Source organism: Pseudarthrobacter sp. L1SW (assembly GCF_020809045.1).
Lineage (GTDB): Bacteria > Actinomycetota > Actinomycetes > Actinomycetales > Micrococcaceae > Arthrobacter.
On record NZ_CP078079.1, the window covers coordinates 3,411,215 to 3,427,706 of the forward strand.

The 16,492-nt window shown below is 65.6% G+C and carries 19 protein-coding genes; 9 read left to right on the forward strand and 10 right to left on the reverse strand.

The window, feature by feature from the left end:
- Positions 1–76: 76 nt before the first annotated feature.
- From KTR40_RS15830 to KTR40_RS15840, 3 genes are all read right to left on the reverse strand, one after another.
- On the reverse strand, positions 77–1,264 hold the full coding sequence (locus KTR40_RS15830; RefSeq protein ID WP_139030406.1) for an acyl-CoA desaturase: 1,188 nt from the start codon (positions 1,262–1,264) through the stop codon (positions 77–79).
- A 13-nt stretch (positions 1,265–1,277) separates the two neighbouring features.
- Positions 1,278–2,375 carry a ferredoxin reductase gene (locus tag KTR40_RS15835; RefSeq protein WP_139030407.1) on the reverse strand — a complete coding sequence of 366 codons (1,098 nt, stop codon included), beginning with the start codon at positions 2,373–2,375 and terminating at the stop codon, positions 1,278–1,280.
- A 233-nt stretch (positions 2,376–2,608) separates the two neighbouring features.
- Positions 2,609–3,643 (reverse strand): LLM class flavin-dependent oxidoreductase, encoded by a 1,035-nt coding sequence (locus KTR40_RS15840; RefSeq protein WP_228404349.1) that lies wholly within the window; start codon positions 3,641–3,643, stop codon positions 2,609–2,611.
- 111 nt (positions 3,644–3,754) lie between these two features.
- Between KTR40_RS15840 and KTR40_RS15845 the strand changes: the two genes are divergently transcribed.
- Entirely contained in the window at positions 3,755–4,159 is a 405-nt protein-coding gene (locus KTR40_RS15845) for a YidH family protein (protein WP_228404351.1), read from the forward strand.
- A gap of 3 nt (positions 4,160–4,162) precedes the next feature.
- Positions 4,163–4,498, forward strand: coding sequence for a DUF202 domain-containing protein (locus tag KTR40_RS15850; RefSeq protein WP_228404352.1), 336 nt, complete (start codon positions 4,163–4,165; stop codon positions 4,496–4,498).
- Between the two features lie 17 nt (positions 4,499–4,515).
- Here the strand turns inward: KTR40_RS15850 and KTR40_RS15855 are convergent, their stop codons facing one another.
- A complete protein-coding gene (locus tag KTR40_RS15855; RefSeq protein ID WP_139030411.1) occupies positions 4,516–4,914 on the reverse strand; it encodes a hypothetical protein in 399 nt (132 codons plus the stop codon).
- A gap of 57 nt (positions 4,915–4,971) precedes the next feature.
- Between KTR40_RS15855 and KTR40_RS15860 the strand changes: the two genes are divergently transcribed.
- From KTR40_RS15860 to KTR40_RS15870, 3 genes are all read left to right on the forward strand, one after another.
- Positions 4,972–5,208 (forward strand): DUF2630 family protein, encoded by a 237-nt coding sequence (locus KTR40_RS15860; protein ID WP_139030412.1) that lies wholly within the window; start codon positions 4,972–4,974, stop codon positions 5,206–5,208.
- 24 nt (positions 5,209–5,232) lie between these two features.
- Entirely contained in the window at positions 5,233–6,027 is a 795-nt protein-coding gene (locus KTR40_RS15865; protein ID WP_139030413.1) for a carbon-nitrogen hydrolase family protein, read from the forward strand.
- 347 nt (positions 6,028–6,374) lie between these two features.
- Entirely contained in the window at positions 6,375–7,727 is a 1,353-nt protein-coding gene (locus KTR40_RS15870) for an ammonium transporter (RefSeq protein WP_139030414.1), read from the forward strand.
- Here the strand turns inward: KTR40_RS15870 and KTR40_RS15875 are convergent, their stop codons facing one another.
- On the reverse strand, positions 7,728–8,330 hold the full coding sequence (locus tag KTR40_RS15875) for a PadR family transcriptional regulator (RefSeq protein WP_228404354.1): 603 nt from the start codon (positions 8,328–8,330) through the stop codon (positions 7,728–7,730).
- 177 nt (positions 8,331–8,507) lie between these two features.
- On the opposite strand from KTR40_RS15875, the gene KTR40_RS15880 reads away from it, so the two are divergent.
- Positions 8,508–10,682 carry a transglycosylase domain-containing protein gene (locus KTR40_RS15880; protein WP_228404355.1) on the forward strand — a complete coding sequence of 725 codons (2,175 nt, stop codon included), beginning with the start codon at positions 8,508–8,510 and terminating at the stop codon, positions 10,680–10,682.
- Between the two features lie 309 nt (positions 10,683–10,991).
- The gene (locus KTR40_RS15885; RefSeq protein WP_139030417.1) at positions 10,992–11,564 is read left to right on the forward strand and encodes a GNAT family N-acetyltransferase; all 573 of its coding nucleotides are present in this window, start codon (positions 10,992–10,994) and stop codon (positions 11,562–11,564) included.
- Here KTR40_RS15885 and KTR40_RS15890 read toward each other — a convergent pair.
- The 3 genes from KTR40_RS15890 to KTR40_RS15900 all read right to left on the reverse strand — a co-directional run bounded on the left by KTR40_RS15890 (position 11,561) and on the right by KTR40_RS15900 (position 13,164).
- Positions 11,561–12,154: a DUF1992 domain-containing protein gene (locus KTR40_RS15890; protein WP_228406170.1), complete on the reverse strand. Its 594-nt coding sequence runs from the start codon at positions 12,152–12,154 to the stop codon at positions 11,561–11,563. The genes KTR40_RS15885 and KTR40_RS15890 overlap by 4 nt on opposite strands.
- A 166-nt stretch (positions 12,155–12,320) precedes the next feature.
- On the reverse strand, positions 12,321–12,818 hold the full coding sequence (locus KTR40_RS15895) for an SRPBCC domain-containing protein (RefSeq protein ID WP_228404356.1): 498 nt from the start codon (positions 12,816–12,818) through the stop codon (positions 12,321–12,323).
- Between the two features lie 13 nt (positions 12,819–12,831).
- Positions 12,832–13,164, reverse strand: coding sequence for a metalloregulator ArsR/SmtB family transcription factor (locus KTR40_RS15900; RefSeq protein WP_139030419.1), 333 nt, complete (start codon positions 13,162–13,164; stop codon positions 12,832–12,834).
- Between the two features lie 93 nt (positions 13,165–13,257).
- On the opposite strand from KTR40_RS15900, the gene KTR40_RS15905 reads away from it, so the two are divergent.
- Positions 13,258–13,986 (forward strand): hypothetical protein, encoded by a 729-nt coding sequence (locus KTR40_RS15905; RefSeq protein WP_228404357.1) that lies wholly within the window; start codon positions 13,258–13,260, stop codon positions 13,984–13,986.
- A gap of 26 nt (positions 13,987–14,012) precedes the next feature.
- Here KTR40_RS15905 and KTR40_RS15910 read toward each other — a convergent pair whose 3' ends face one another.
- Together KTR40_RS15910 and KTR40_RS15915 are read right to left on the reverse strand one after the other, a co-directional pair.
- A complete protein-coding gene (locus tag KTR40_RS15910; RefSeq protein ID WP_228404358.1) occupies positions 14,013–14,747 on the reverse strand; it encodes a GAF and ANTAR domain-containing protein in 735 nt (244 codons plus the stop codon).
- A gap of 94 nt (positions 14,748–14,841) precedes the next feature.
- Entirely contained in the window at positions 14,842–15,615 is a 774-nt protein-coding gene (locus tag KTR40_RS15915) for a GAF and ANTAR domain-containing protein (RefSeq protein ID WP_228404359.1), read from the reverse strand.
- A 152-nt stretch (positions 15,616–15,767) separates the two neighbouring features.
- On the opposite strand from KTR40_RS15915, the gene KTR40_RS15920 reads away from it, so the two are divergent.
- On the forward strand, positions 15,768–16,484 hold the full coding sequence (locus KTR40_RS15920) for a GAF and ANTAR domain-containing protein (protein ID WP_228404360.1): 717 nt from the start codon (positions 15,768–15,770) through the stop codon (positions 16,482–16,484).
- Positions 16,485–16,492: the final 8 nt, after the last annotated feature.

A 16,492-nucleotide genomic window follows, 5' to 3' on the forward strand; every position in this document is an offset into this window, starting at 1 on the left:
GGGAACACAAATGCACCCCCGGTTCCGGGATGAGCCGGAACCGGGGGTGCGTTGACGTGCTTGCAAAGGTGGCCGATCAGGCCTTGGCGGTTTTGCCGGGAAGGGCCAGCCTGAAGATCTTGCCCCACGTGGAGCCAACCTGCTTCAGGAGCGGTCCCGTGGTGTAGTTCAAACCGTAGCGCTGGCAGATTTCACGGACCTTGGGCGCCACCTCGGCGTACCGGTTGGAGGGCAGGTCCGGGAAGAGGTGGTGCTCAATCTGGTGCGACAGGTTGCCGGTCATGATGTGCATGAACTTGGACCCCGAGATGTTGGCGGAGCCGATCATCTGGCGGATGTACCAGTCGCCGCGGGTTTCGCCTTCAGCCATTTCCTCCGTGAAGGTGTCTGTGCCTTCGGGGAAGTGGCCGCAGAAGATGACTGCGTGGGCCCAGACGTTGCGGACGGCGTTGGCGGTCAGGGTTCCGTAGAGTGCCTGCTTGCCGGAGCCGGTCAGCATAGCGACTGCGGGGGTTGCGGCATAGTCCTTGGTGAACTGGGTGACAACCTTCTTGCCGAGGGCCTTGAGGTCCTTGAGCAGTGCTTCCTTGGACTTCTTGCCTTCCTTGAACTCCGTGAGCTCAAGGTCGTAAATAGCGATGCCCCACTCGAAGAGCGGCGCCAGGATGGCGTTGAAAAGCGGGTTGGCCAGGTTAATGGGCTTCCACGGCTGCTGTTCGTCCATCCGCAGGAGGTTGTATCCGACGTCGTTGTCCTTGCCCACCACGTTGGTCCAGCGGTGGTGCAGGTCATTGTGCGTGTGCTGCCAGGAGCGCGACGGCGTGACGAAGTCCCATTCCCAGGTGGTGGAGTGGATGTCCGGGTCCCGCATCCAGTCCCACTGGCCGTGCAGGACGTTGTGGCCGATCTCCATGTTCTCCAGGATCTTGGCCAGGCTCAGCAGCGTGGTCCCGGTGACCCAGGCTGCCTTGTTCTTGCTGACCAGCAGCGCGGCGCGGCCGGAGATCTCCAGTCCGCGCTGGATCTTGATCACGCGGCGGATGTAGGCGGCATCCGAGGCGCCGCGCTTGGCCAGGATGTCGTCCCGGATGGCGTCAAGTTCGCGCCCGAGTTCGGCCACCTGTTCATCAGTCAGGTGGGCGGCGGCCGGTGGCCGCACGGTGGGGCTGCCGGATTCGGCCAGCTTTCCGGGGCGCGTCCGTGACCCTCCGGTAGAAGTGCCTTTGGGTGCGGGCGTGGCCTTGCTGGGTGTAACTACAGACATACCGTTGTGCTCCTCAGATTTCGAGGTTGACGGGTCCGGCGGCTGCCGAGACACACGTTTGGATCAGTTGGCCGGGTTCGCCGTGGACTTCCCCGGTACGGAGGTCGCGCACCTGCCCGGACAGGAGCGGAGTGAGGCAGCTGTGGCAGATGCCCATGCGGCAGCCGCTGGGCATCAGCACCCCTGCGTCCTCGCCGACGTCCAGGATGGGGGTGTCGCCGTCGGCTTCCACTTCCCGGTCCGACGCTTCGAAGGTGACCAGGCCGCCGTCGTGCCCAACGCCGCCGGCGAAGGTGGTGTTAAAGCGTTCAATCATCAAGTTCCCGGCGCTGCCGGCAACTGCGATCTCGGAGCCGGGTGCGGCGGTGGTCAGCGCCGCCCGCTTCCACAGGGCCTCGGCGTCGTCCAGGAAGCTGTCCGGACCGCAGGCATACGCCGCGCGTTCCTTCCAGTCCGGGCAGATCTCGTCCAGCTGGTCCGTGTTGGTGAGGTCCATCCGGCCCTGTTCGCCGGTGTACCAGTGGGCCAGGCGGAAGTTGGGGAACTGGTCCGCCAGCTCGGCAAGTTCCTCGCGGAACAGGCTGTCACCGGGCGTGCGCGCAGAATGGACCAGCACGACGTCGGCATCCGGACGCCGCGGAACAAGGGTGCGGATCATGGACATCACCGGAGTGATGCCGCTTCCGGCCGTAACCATCAGCAGGGGGCGGGGGTGCTCGGGGAGCACGAAGTCGCCCTGCGGAGGGGCAAGGAAGAGGACGTCTCCCGGCTTGGTGGTGCGCACCAGCGTGCCGGAGACCGCGCCGACGTCGGTGACGGTGATGGCCGGGTCCTTGCCCGCAGGGGCGCTTAGGGAGTAGGAGCGCCAGTGGCGGACGCCATCAAGTTCGACACCGATGCGCGCCCACTGCCCTGCCAGGTGGGAGTGCCAGCCGCGGCCGGGCCGGAAAAAGATCGTGGCGGACTGCGCGGTCTCCTGGACCACGCGGGTGACCACGCCGCGAAGCTGACGCGCAGAGTAGACGGGGTTGAACAGCGCCAGGATGTCCTCCGGCGCCAAGGGCGTGGTGAGGACAGAGGCCGCCTGGGCCAGCTGACGTAGCCGGATCATGGGATAAAGCCTAAAACGGCGCGGGCCATATTTCTCTCTCTTCGTTATATGACCGTTCCGCAGTCACGCTGTAATGAAGGCGCTAAGCCCCCAAAGCCGCACTATAAGAGTAACGGCTGCGGTGTGCAGAAGGTTCCCCAGTCTTCAGTAAGCATGCTTATTTTACCGCCTTCCGCCCGGACCCGCTGATGTTTACGGGGGAAGCGTCGAGATTACAGCCAGCGGTTACCGGCTCAGGGGCGGGCCGCCCTCCAGCCCAGTGCCGGCGCGATGTAGCGGGCGATGTTCCCCAGGAGCTTGGCGTTGAAGTCCACTCCCAGCTGGTTGGGGACGGTGAGCAGGAGCGTATCCGCGGCCTGCACTGCGGTGTCGGCAGCCAACTGCTCGGCCAGGACGTCCGGGGCGCCTGTATAGCTCTTCCCAAACCTGGCAGTCAGCCCGTCAATGATTCCCACCTGGTCCCGGCTGTCGCGCAGGGCGCTGCCGGCGAAGTACATGCTGTCCTCAGCGTCCACGATGGGGAGCACACTGCGGCTCACCGAGACCCGCGGCTGGTGGGCATGGCCTGCTGCGGCCCAGGCATCCCTGAACAGCTGGATCTGTTCGGCCTGCAGTTCGTGGAAGGGAACACCGGTATCTTCAGTGAGCAGGGTGGAACTCATCAGGTTCATGCCGAGCTCCGCCGCCCAGACCGCCGTCTTCCTGGTTCCGGCTCCCCACCAGATGCGCTCCGCGAGCCCGGGCGACTGGGGCTGGACGGGCAGGAGTCCCCTGGTTCCGCCTGCGTACCGCGGGTCCGCTTCCGCCACCCCGGCTCCCGTGATTGCCTTCCGGAAGAGGGCTGTGTGCCGGCGGGCCATGTCGGCGTCGGTCTCCCCCGGCCCGGGCACGTACCCGAAGGCGGCCGCACCCTGGCGGGCGGGTTCGGGTGAACCACGGCTGATGCCGAGCTGCAGCCTGCCGCCGCTGATCAGGTCTGTGGCTGCGGCTTCTTCGGCCATATACAGCGGGTTCTCGTACCTCATGTCAATGACGCCGGTGCCGATCTCGATCCTGCTGGTCCGCGCGGCAATCGCAGAAAGCAGTGGGAACGGCGAGGCCTGCTGCCGGGCGAAGTGGTGAACCCGGAAAAACGCCCCGTCCAGCCCCAACTCCTCCGCGGCAACCGAAAGGTCAATGGCCTGGAGGAGGGCGTCGCCGGCGGTCCGGGTGCGGGAGCCCTGCCCGGGACCCCAGTGGCCGAAGGAAAGAAATCCGATGCGCTCCATACCTGCCCCAACCGACCGGGCGCTCCGGGCATTCCCGCCGGCGGCGAACTGCCTTGAGCCAGCGCCTGGCCGCCGGTCGGCACAGCCCCGCCGCGTGGCTAAACTGGCACCGTGACCAACAGTGGGCAGCCCGGCAACGCCTCCGTCCCGCCGTCGCGCGGGAAAATCGCCGAGCGACTGCTGCCCGGCGGCGAGGAGCCGGACCCGCGGTTCACCCTCGCCAACGAGCGCACCTTCCTGGCGTGGATCCGTACCTCGCTTGCGCTGCTGGCCGGAGGAATCGCCATCGAGGCGTTCACCGCCGGCCTTTTCCTCGAGCCGGTGCGCAAGGGCCTGGCGGTGGTGCTGCTGCTGCTGGGGATGCTGCTGAGCGCGGGATCAGCCGTGCGGTGGCTCCGGGTTGAGCGCAGCATGCGGAACAAGGCCCCGCTGCCGCTGCCGCTCATTGTCCCGCTGCTGGCCGGGGCAGGCGCGCTGGCAGCCGCCGTCGTCCTCATCTTTATCCTCTGGCGCTGACCTGTGGCGGCGTCCCGCACCGCCGGCGGCCACGGCGACCCCGGCCTGCAGCCCGAGCGGACCTCGCTCGCCTGGGGCCGGACCATGCTGGCCCTGGTGACGGTGAGTGCCATCTTCCTGCGCTGGCTCCCGCAGCACGGCCTCCCCATCCTGCTGCTGTTCGCAGTCTCCTCGGCCGCAGCGCTGGCCATTTACCTGACCCAACGCCGCCGGTACAGTGCCAGGTCCCGGGGGCTTTCCAAGGAAAGGTTCGACGCCGACATCACGGCAGTGCTTTGGACGGCTTTTGCGGGGGTAGTGTTGGGCGGCCTGGGCATCGGCGTGGTCCTTGCCGGCTGAGGCTGGGCCGTAAACCCCTAGAACATAGGCAGGACAAAACCGGCTAGCAAGGCCACTGCGCCGATGGCGGTAAGGCAGCGGCCAAGCACGGACGCTGTCCTGCCTGCCTCTTCCGGCGCCGTGGTCTGCCACTGGGTTGGCCGTTTGGGGTGGTAGTAGATGGGAAGCGTATCTCCCACGGCCAGGTCCCGGATGTCATGCGGCGACATGGGCGCGTGGTGGACCTGGAACTTGCGGTCGAACCACCGGAAGCCCACCCCGGAGCTGTCGGAATACACCACGGCTTCGGCGACGGCCCACGGATGAACGAAGCGGCGGAGAAACCCGGTATAGAAGAGCAATCCGAGCCCGGCGGGCAGGCACAGCCAGGTGAGCATCTCGAGGATTGGACCTGCCATATCAAGCACAGTGGGCATGATTCTGATGGTACAGGCGTACGCTGGGGGAAAACCGTACCGGCCTAAGGGGTAGACATGAACGATGAAGATCTTCTGGCACGTATCCAGTCCCTTGTGGAGGAGGAGCACTCCCTCCGCGACGCATCCGGAGACGGCCAGGTACCGGACAAGGCGCGGCTGAAGCAGGTGGAAGAGCGCCTGGACCAGTGCTGGGACCTGTTGCGCCAGCGCCGCGCAAAGGCCGATTCCGGCGAGAACCCCAACGACGCCGAAGCCCGCCCGGTCAACGAAGTCGAGGGCTACAAGCAGTAGACGCCGCAGACAGATAGGAGTTCCATGCGCCTGGCAGTCGCCCAGATCATCAGCAGCGCAGACCCTGCAGCCAACCTGGAACTGATCCGGGACTATGCCAGGCAGGCCAGTGCCGCCGGCGCGGAGCTGGTGGTGTTCCCCGAAGCCGCCATGCGCGCGTTTGGCCATTCCCTCCGGGACATCGCCGAACCGCTGGACGGTCCCTGGGCCGGCGAAGTCCGGGCCATCTCACGGGAACTGGGGATAGCGATCGTGGCCGGGATGTTCACTCCCGGGACGGACGGCAAGGTCCGCAACACCCTCCTGGTCACCGGCCCCGGGCTGGACACGTCGTACGACAAGGTGCACCTCTTCGACGCCTTCGGTTTCGCCGAATCCCGGACCGTGGACGCGGGCGAGGCTCCGGTGACGTTTGAACTCAATGGCACGGTGTTCGGCCTTGCCACCTGCTACGACGTCCGCTTCCCCGCCCTTTTCACCGCCAATGCCCGCGCGGGGGCGCAGGTCAACATCGTGTGCGCATCGTGGGGCGCCGGCGAGGGCAAGGCGGAGCAGTGGGACCTCCTGGTGCGGGCACGTGCATTGGACAGCACCACTTTCGTGGTGGCCTGCGGCCAGGGCGATCCCGAAACCATGGGAGCGGGCCCTGCGGGCACCGCACCCACGGGCATCGGCCACAGCGCCGTCATAACTCCCTTGGGCAGTGCTGTGGCGGCACTGGGCGGAAAGCCGGAACTCGCCGTCGTGGACATTGACCCATCCCTGGTGGACGAGGTGCGCAGCAAGCTGCCGGTCCTGGCCAACGCCCGCCAGTTCTAAACTGCGGATTCCAGCGCGCCGGCGCGGTGAGCTGCCGTTCACCGCGCCGTAATCTCCCCCATTCCAGCGGTCGACGGCGGCTTCTCACCTTCCCCACCCCGCCCGCCCGTGTGCCGCGGGAAAAACAGGGCGAAGCCCGGCGGCCGCGCCACCCTGCCGGATGGCGGCTGTTTACATGGCCGAAACAAAACCGACATGGGGACTTCACACGGCGGCCATTTCTGTAACGTGGGCGCAACTTTTAGGCGCGTTTCCCGAAACACAAAACGCGAAAGATGGACTGCGGGGGAAATGCGAGGGCCCGGAAGAGCGCCCCGCTTCGAGGCGCAACGCGAAGGGACCCGCAGGTGGAGATTTCTGCCCAACACGTCTGGCTGATGATTTCAGCCGCGATGGTACTGCTGATGACCCCCGGGCTTGGCCTGTTCTACGGCGGCATGACACGTGCCAAGGCCGCCCTGAACATGATCATGATGAGCTTCATCTCCGCCGGAATCGTCGGGGTTGTCTGGGTCCTGTGGGGCTACTCCATGACAACGGGCGACGGCGTCCTGGGCCTCTTCGGCAACCCGTTCGCCAACTTCGGCCTGCAGAACCTGATGGGCTCCCCGGACCTGATCAAGGCCGGATACAGCGCCACCTTCGCCATCATCACCGTTGCCCTGATCAGCGGCGCCATCGCCGACCGCGCCAAGTTCGGCGCATGGGCCCTGTTCGTACCCATCTGGATCACCGTGGTTTACTGCCCCCTTGCTTACATGGTCTGGGGCGGCGGCCTGATGAGCGCCGGGGGCGCAGTGACTGCCGTGTTCGGCCAGGTCATCGACTTCGCCGGCGGCGCCGTAGTGGAGATCAGCTCCGGAACCGCCGCCTTGGTCTTGGCCCTGATCGTGGGCCAGCGCCACGGGTTCGCGAAAGACCCCAACCACCGCCCGCACAATGTCCCCTTCATCATGCTGGGCGCCGCCATCCTGTGGTTCGGCTGGTTCGGCTTCAACGGCGGAGCGGCAACTACGGCGGAACAGGCCGGCCTGATCTGGGTGAACACCCTGGTAACCCCCGCCGCTGCAATGCTCAGCTGGCTTGTGACGGAGAAGATCCGCCACGGCCACCCCACCTCCCTCGGGGCGGCGTCCGGCGTGGTGGCCGGGCTTGTGGCCATCACGCCGTCCTGCGCCAACATCAGCCCGCTTGCTGCGGTGGGCCTGGGCCTGGTGGCGGGAGCCGCCTGCGCGGTCTTCGTGGACCTGAAGTACCGGTTCGGCCTGGACGACTCCCTGGACGTGGTGGGTGTCCACCTCGGCGCCGGGCTTATCGGAACCCTTGCGCTGGGCTTTATCGCCCTCCCGGCAGACGGCCAGGGCGGCGGGCTCTTCTACGGCGGCGGCATCCAGCAGCTCATCGCCCAGACCGCAGCCGTGGTGATCACCCTGCTGCTCTCCGGTCTCGGAACCCTCGTGATTGGCCGGGCTATCAACAAGGCCATCGGCTTCCGGGTCAGCCACGAGGCGGAAACCGCCGGTGTGGACCTGGCCGAACATGCCGAGAGCGCCTACGCATTCGGGGAAATCGGGGCGGGCTTCAACCCGCTGCCCCATGCCGCATCCCCCTTCCATGCCGCAGCGACCGCCCGTGAAATCCCGGCCGGCTCAGTGTCCAGCAAGGCTGAACGGCACAGCAAGGAAGACTCCTTCGCCTGATCAGTCAGCCAGGATCTTGTACAGCGCCCGGCGGGTCTCATCCATCTTTTCAATGGCGGCGGCACGCTGTTCCTCGGTGACCCCGCTGCGGAACTGGTGAATGGCGCCCATCAGTTTCCCGATGCTCTGGTGGAAGTCCCGGTCCGGGTTGTCCTGCCCGGCGTTCCACGCGTTTTCCATCTCCTCCGCATGCTCTGCCACGTAGGCCCGGCCTGCGTCCGTGAGCGCGAATTCCGTCCCGCGGCCCTCGCTGAGGGCTGAGATCAGGTCCTCGTCAACGAGCTGCTGAAGCGTCGGATAGATGGATCCGGGGCTGGGCCGCCACGCTCCCTCCGTTTTCTCGGCGATCGTCTTGATCAGTCCGTAACCGTTGGAGGGGGCTTCCGCCAGGAGCGAGAGGATGGCCGCACGGACATCCCCCCTGCTGGCCCTTCGTGGCCCACGGCCCAACCCCGGGCCGAAGCCCGGTCCGAAACCGGGGCCAAAGCCGGGACCAAAGCCGCCGCCCCGGTGCCCGTGCGGTCCCCTCCGGCCCCGCCCGCGCTCAAACCGTCCCCTGCTGAATTCAGGTCCCGGAAATTTTCCTTCAGGAATGCCTTTCATGGTGGCATTCTCCTTTCACTTGTAATTTTCGCTGGTCACTTCAGCGATATTTAACGATATGTCGCTAACTATCGCCTCGTCAAGGGAGAAGCGTGACCAAATCCTGATCTGCAATGTGTGGATCGCCCCCGCCCACCGGCGTATTCTTTTGGCACCCCTAGGCATGAGGGCTGAAGAATGGCGAAGAAACGGAAGCGCGGGCGCGGTTTCAGCCTTGCCCTGGGAAGATTTTTCGGGTTCCTGGCGGCGAGTGCCCTGTGTGGCGTCCTGGCCGCCAGCCTGGTGGTCCCGGCCGTGGCGGCCGCCGGCTTCGGCGTCAGCAACTCCATTGGCTTTTTCGACAGCCTGCCGGAGGAGCTCACCGTCCAGCCGCCGTCGCAATCCACCAAGGTCCTCACCTCCGACGGCCAGCCAATCGCTACCTTCTTTGCCGAGAACCGTGTCAGGATCCCCCTGGACCAGATGTCGCCGTACATCAGGGATGCCATCGTGGCTATTGAGGACAGCAGGTTCTACGAGCACGCCGGCATTGATCCCCAGGGGATCATCCGGGCATTGGTTTCCAACCTGACCAAGGGCAGCCAGCAGGGTGCCTCCACCATCACGCAGCAATATGTCACCAACGTGGTCAATGAGGCCAGGCTGTCCCAGGACAGGCCCGACGAAGTGATCCTGAGCGGGCAAAAGGACGTCGGCGACAAGCTGCGCGAGATGAAGCTGGCCATTGCCCTGGAGAAGAAGTTCACCAAGCAGCAGATCCTTGAGGGATACCTGAACATTGTGTTCTTCAACAGCGACGCGTACGGCATCGAAGCTGCCTCGCGCTACTTCTTCAGCACCACCGCCAAGGACCTCAGCCTTCCCCAGGCAGCCCTGCTGGCCGGACTTGTCAACAGCCCCACGTTCTACAACCCGGTGCTCAACCCTGACAAGTCGATTGTCCGCCGGAACCAGGTGCTCGGGGAGATGCTCCGCCAACGCATGATCACCCAGGCCCAGCATGATGAGGCTGTGGCCACGCCGATTGAACTCAAGGTCAGTCCCGAGCGGCAAGGTTGCGCCAATGCCTCCATGGCGCCCTACTTCTGCGACTATATCTCGCACCTCATCCTGAACAACCCCGCCTACGGGGCCAGCCTGATAGAACGCCAGCGGAAGCTGTACCGCGGGGGCCTCACCATCGTCACCACCCTGGACAGCCGGCTTCAGGCTGCCGCCCAGGCGCAGGTGGACGGTACCGCCGGGCCCAACCCGGACCGGTGGGCAGCGGCACTGGTGACGGTGCAGCCAGGGACGGGCAAGATCCTGGCCATGGCCCAGAACACCGTGTTCCTCCCTGAACCGGGCAAGTTCGACACCCAACTGAACTTCAATGTCGACGCCAAGGACCCGCAGGGTAATGACCTCAATGGAGCCGGCGGCTTCCAGCCCGGGTCCACCATGAAGCCGTTCACCTTTGCCGAGTGGCTCAACGAGGGCAAGTCGTTGACCGCAGAGGTGGACGCGTCCCGGCGCGTCTATCCGCTGGGATTCCCGTGGAAGTCCAGTTGCGGGAAGGTCATGGGCGCCTACAGCACCGCCCAGAACAACCCGGAACTGGGCGCGGCTGATGACTTGCAGAATGCCGAGGAGGGCTTCTACCGGAAGATGCCCATCAACTACGGACTGTACAACTCGATCAACACGGCCACGTTCGCGTCAGCCACCCAGCTGGATTTCTGCGGCATCCAGAAGATGGTGGACGCTGTGGGCCTCCACAGCGGACTCGATGGGGCCCCAATCAACATGCACCAACTGGGCAACCTCCTGGGCGGCACCGGTGTGGCCCCCCTCCATATGGCGAATGCCTTTGCGACCTTCGCCAGCGATGGCCGCTACTGCACGCCCGTCGCGCTCGTGGAAGTCAAGGATGCAACCGGCGGCAGTCTTCCCGCCCAGCCCGTGGAATGCCGTGATGCCGTGAAGCCCGACGTGGCCCGCGGAGTGAACTCCGTGCTGCAGGACGTGATGAAGGTGGGTTCCGGCGTCTGGATCAACCCCAAGGTGCATACCAGGATGCCGGTGGCGGCAAAGACGGGTACGTCCAACACCAACGGCGCCACCTGGGTGGTCGGCTACACCACCGGCCTGGCGACAGCTTCGTTTTTCGGCGATGCCCTCGAGGGCCAGAAGCGTGCCGGGCAGAATGTCACCATCAACGGGACTTTCTATCCCCGCCTGGACGGCTACATGATTGCCGGGCCGCAGTGGGCCAACTACATGCTGAACGTAGCCCCGCTCTACCCGGCCGCTCCATTCCCGCCGCCTCCCCCTTCCATGATCGGGCCGAGCCCCTCGCCCAGCCCCCGATAACCGCAGCTTCCCCGTCCAGGTGCGGCCTCCGCATGCGTGGTTCGGGTCGCTGAACAGCCGCGCAGGCATCACTTGAGACCTGCGGGAATATCTCTGCCTCCTGCCGTCCGGAACGCAGTGGTGGTGGGGTGGAGTGGTAGGTGTGGCCGGTGTGGCTGGTGGTGGGTCCGTTGCCCTGGCCAGGCCCCGACCCACATCCATACCCAAAGTCTTCCAGCAGGCCCGCGCCAGGACACCGACCCTCCAGCCCTATGTGGATAACCCGCGCGGTTCAGCCCAGGAGCACAGCGAGGTGGCAGGATTGGCGGAGTGAAGAGCCTCGAAACCGAGCGGCTGGTCCTCCGTCCCTGGAAGCTGGAGGACGCGGACTTCGTGCTGGACCTCTACTCACGCTGGGAAGTGCAGCGCTTCATCGGCAACCACCCGCAGGTGATGAGGGAACGTGCCGAAGCCGAGGAGCGCATCCGCACGTGGCGGAACATGGACCACCCCATCCATGCAATCTGGGCCGTCCAGCTGAAAGGACGCGGTGAGCTGGAACGGCAGTCCGGCCCTCTGGCCGGAACCCTGCTCCTTAAGTCCATACCGGCGTCGGGCGACACATTGCCGCTCCTGCCCTCCGGCGACACCGAGATCGGCTGGCACTTCCACCCCGACTACTGGGGCCACGGCTATGCAGCGGAAGCTGCCGCCGCGGTCCTCGCCTACGCCCTTGCGGCCGGGCCAAACAAGGCCGGGCCGGACAAAGTAGTGGCAGTCACAGCCCCGGCCAACACGGCATCACAAAAGGTCTGCCGGCGGATCGGCATGGCCCACCGCGGACAAACGAGGCGGTACTACAACGCGCTGTGTGAGCTCTACGAGGCGGAAGCGCCGAGCTAGCCCGTCCCCTTCCACAGCCGCTGCCACCACGAGGTCCGCGGTTCAGCTTTCGGCGGTGCCTCGACGGGACGGGCGGCACGGCGTTCGCGCCAGCGCGCCACCTCGTCTTCAACGTCGCGGGTCTTGGTGACCACCGGCGGACCACCCTGAAGCTGGCGCCTGGCGTCGATGACGCGCCGATTGAAGTCCTGCAGGATGTCCCGCACCTGCTGCTCCGTGTACTGGGCATCGAGCTTGGCATCCAGCTCCGAATCCTCGGTGCGGAGCAGGATCGCCGCAGGACCAAGCCCGCTGATGTTCTCCCGCTGGATGAGCCCCTTGACCCACCAATCGGGATCGTACCGCTCCCCCAGCCCCGGAATTGGCTTGCCGGCGTACTTGAGGTTGTCGAATTTGCCCTGCGCCATCGCATCCCGGACCAGGTATTCAGCCCGGGCGGCGTCGCTTACCTTCTTGCGCTTTTCGCGCTCCTGCGCCTCGAGGGCGTCGAGCGCGGCCTCCTCCTCGGCGCTGATACCGGCTCCGCGGTAGGAGCGGGCCTCAGCGGCGCGCTCCAGGCGCCTCCGGAAGTCCTCCGCACCGCCGCCCATCGCTGCCACCGCCTCACTTCTGAATGATGCTTCCTTCCAGTATTCAGAAGCTTTCCGGCCCGTTCAACGCCTGCAGGACACAGCCGGCACGTGGACAAAGGAAAGCGTACGACGACGGGACGTCCCGCCGTCGTACGCTTCGCCAGGTGCCGGAAGGCTTGGCGGGTCAGGCGTTTGCGTGTTCGGCGAGGATGGCATCGATCTGGCCGACAGCCTCGCGCATGCCTTCTTCCATGCCCATCTGCACCATCTGTTCCATCTGCTCTTCGGAGTCGAAGACGGTGGCTACTTTCATGCTGGTCCGGCCACCGGCTTCCTCGAGTGTCACCGTGACATGGCCGGCACCCATTTCCTCGACCGGCTCCCCTTTTTCGTCGGCGAAGCCGTCGTCGAACTCCAGCTTGTTGGGTGCCTGGATGGAGGTGAAGCGCCACCAACCGCGGGGCTTCTCACCCTCGGGAGTGGTCATGTAGTAGCCGGCCTTTCCGCCGGACTCGAAGTCGAACTGTTCAAACGTGGCCGGGTAGCCGGGCGGCCCCCACCAGCGCTCCAGCTGGCGCGGGTCTTCCCAGAGCTGCCAGACGCGTTGGACGCCGGCATCGAACTCTGCTGTCAAAGTGAAGCTGAGCGCCTCAACGTTCTTGGTGGTATCAATAACGGGCATAGCAGAACCCTCCTTATCCTTCAGCCAGAATGTCGGCGATCCGGCCCACACGCTCTTGCCAGATTGCCTCGTACTCATCGAGCAGGCGCCGGGCGTTTTGCAGGCCTTCATGGTTACCCCGCACGATCTGCTCCCTTCCGCGCTTTTCCTTGCTCACCAGGGTTGCGCGCTCCAACACCGCCACATGTTTCTGGACGGCGGCGAAGCTCATGGCGTAGAGGCCTGCGAGGCCGGAGACCGAGTATTCCTGCACCGTGACGCGCCGCACGATGTCGCGGCGGGTGGAATCGGCGAGCGCCTGGAAGAGGCGGTCAAGTTCGGTTTCCCTGAGCTGATCTACAACCATTTGGTTGTACGATAGTCCCCCGCATCCTCGGTGTCAACGCCTTACCGCTTTCTTTCCACCACAGAGTCCCCGCTCCCCGGTACCTTGAAGCCCATGAGCATCTTCCTGGCGGGCGCCGGTCCGGACCCTGAGGCCTTCCCCGAACTGTTTGACCGCTTCGTCCAGGACGTCCAGGCACGCACCGGCGGGGAACGGTCCGCGCGGATCGCCGTTGCGGTGCACCACCGCGGCGGGAACCCCGGGGAGGTCCTCCGTGAGTACGCGGAACCACTCCTGGCCCGCGGACCACTTGAGGTAGTGCCGGTCCTGCTCAAGGCGGGTTGTCCTGCGGATCCGGCCGTGTTCGGCGGCGTCCACGGCCTGGTGGTGGGCGGCGGCCTGACGCCGGCGTACTGGGATGGGCTGGGTGCCTCCGCTGCCGCCATCTCACGGTTGATTGCCGGCGGCGTTCCCTACCTCGGATTCTCCGCCGGGGCCATGGTGGCGCCCGGCAGGGCACTGATCGGGGGTTACCTCATCAACGGCACCGAAGTCTGCGGCGGGGAATGCTCAGAGGACCTCGGGGAAGTCGAGATCCGGGACGGACTGGGCCTGGCCCCGTTCGCAGTGGACGTGCATGCTGCGCAGGCGGGTACGCTCAGCAGGGCTGTGGCGGCGGTTGCCGCAGGCCTGGTGGACAGGGCGGTAGCGGTGGATGAGGACACAGCGCTGGTCCTGGCGGCAGCTGGAGATCACAGCTTTGAGGTGCTCGGCAGCGGCCACTGCTGGGACATCCGCAGGTCAGGACCACGCTGCAGCGTTTCGGTCCTGCGGAGGAGTTAGGAAGCCTGCGGAGGAGTCAGGAAGACCTACCGGTCGAAGTGGGTGCGGATGCTGTCGCCGGACAGCTGTTCGATCAGCTCGGCTGCAACGTCGCGCAATTTACGGTTGCGGTTGCTGGAGACCTTGGTGAGGATCTCCATCGCTTCCGCCTGCGAGCACCTGTTCTGCGCCATAATGACCCCGCACGCCAGGTTGATCGCCGTCCGGCTCTGCATGGCTGCTTCCAGGTCCTCGGCGCGGCTTTGTGCCGTCCCGATGCGGACTGAGAGGTGGAGCGTGTTGTGCGCGGCGCCGGCAAACCCCACGGCTTTGTCGTAGACGTTCGCGGTGAAGACGCCGGGCTTTGATGCAAAGAAGTTGAGCGCGGCGCTGGCCTCGCCGTTGATGTCCAGCGGCACTCCCAGCGAGCTGCGGACGTTCGCTTCCGCGAACCTGCGGGTGAGCTCCGGCCACCGCGGATCCTCGGAGACGTCGTCGATGATCACCGGGGACATCTCGCGCAAGGCCTGGATGCAGGGACCGTCACCCACAGCCTGCTCAATCTCGTCCAGTTCCATGGCACGCTGGCTGCTCCCCGCAACCGTGGTGGGCTTGCGCCTCAGCTTGAGGGTCACTGCACATTCGACGTCGTCGCCCGCAGCTTCGGAAACAGCAGCCGCAGCGAGGCCGGCAAGCCCGGTAAGGAACTCCACAGCATTTTCTGCACCCACCAGAATGCTCTGGAGTTGCTCTATCGGCTCGTTTTCCATGGAATTCGGCATGGACCAATCCTACTGTCCCGCTTGCTGAACCCGGCGGGAGCCCCACCACCCCTCGGGGCAGCGGGACGGGATGGCTTCCATAACGGGACCGGGGCTATTCGTCGAAGTGCGTGCGCAGGCGCGGAGTCGGCGAAACGGAGGCGATGATGCCGGCGGCAATTTCCCTTAGCTTGATGTTGCGGCTGTTCGATGCCTTCCGCAGGATGGTCATTGCGTCCTCCTGGCTGCAGCGGTTTTGGGCCATGATCACCCCGACGGCCACATCGATGGCCGTCCGGGACTTCATTGCCGCTTCCAGGTCCTCCTTGGCCTCCCGCAGGTGCGCCAGCCGCAGCTCAAGCTTCAGGGTTTTGGCGGATTGCTCTCCGAACATCCCGGCCCGCGCAATGTCCTCGATGGAGAATCCGTTGGCCGCAGAAGAGTAAATGTTGAGGGCGGCTGATGAGTCCTCCTCCAGTTGCAGGGGGACGCTCAGGATGGACGAGACACCGTGGGCCGCAACAGCGTGGGTGTAGTCCGGCCACCGGGGCTCCGTGGAGACGTCCTGGACGTAGACGGCGGCGCCGCTTCGCATTGCAGCCAGGCAGGGCCCGTCCCCGAAGGCATACTGCAGTTCGTCCATCGCCGTTGCGCGGGGCGTGCTCCAGGCGACCGTGATAGGCCTCTTGCGGCGCACAACAGTGACGTTGCAGAAGATGTCTACGCCGGGCGGAGCCAGCAGGGAGGCTGAGAAAACGGCGAGTTCCCGGTAGAAGTCCTGGGCGTCACCGGCCTCCAGGACGAGGTCCTGAAGGCGGGAAACGATCCCGTCCTTAAACGCGGCGGTGTGGGGCTCCGCCGCTGTTGCGGTGGTGGGTAAGGCGTCCATGGCACGTCCCTGAAGTTGGGCTTCAACCGCTGACAGTTTCCATGCGGCGTGAACACGCCCACTTCCAAACGCTTCCCCCCAGACTACATCCATTCCCCTGACTAACTACGAACAGGGGCCGGGGGATGGGCCCTTGGCTTTATGCTGAAACCATGGCGCAACTTCCCCTTGATGAGCTCAGCACTGTCATTGCTCGCATACAGGGGCTGCTGCTCACGGAGGAAAAAGCCACCACCGCCGTCCGCCTCCTGGCCCGGGCTGCGAAGGAGTCCGTTCCCGGCACCATCGGAGCGGGCGTCTCCCTCCTGGATGCACGCGGGCGCCGGACCAGCAGCGGCTACACAGACGGAATCGTGAGCCGGGCGGACGCCATCCAGTACGAGTGCGGCGAAGGCCCGTGCCTGACCGCATGGGCAGCCGAGGAGACAGTACTGGCCACGGACCTCACAAGCGAGGACCGGTGGCCCGAGTGGCGCAACGGGGTAGCAGGCCTGCCCATACTGTCAGTGGTCAGTGCACCCCTGATGGCGGGCGGTGCATCCATAGGCGTGCTGAAGCTTTATGCCGCCGCTCCCAACATCTATGACCCGGGCAGCGCCGACCTGCTCCAGCTTTTCGCTGCCCCTGCGGCCACGTTGCTCTCGCACATCCAGGCCACCGAGGCTCCGCACCGGATGACGGAGGGTCTGCAGGCGTCCCTCTATACGCGGGACCTGGTAAACCGCGCCTGCGGGGTGCTGATGGAGCGGCTGGGTGTAAGCCACGAAGCTGCGCTCCAGCTGCTGATCAGGCACGCCCGCGAAGACCAGGCAGCCTTGCACAACATCAGTGAACGCGTCCTCGCCGGGACGCTGTCCCCCGGAGCCTAGGAACTGCC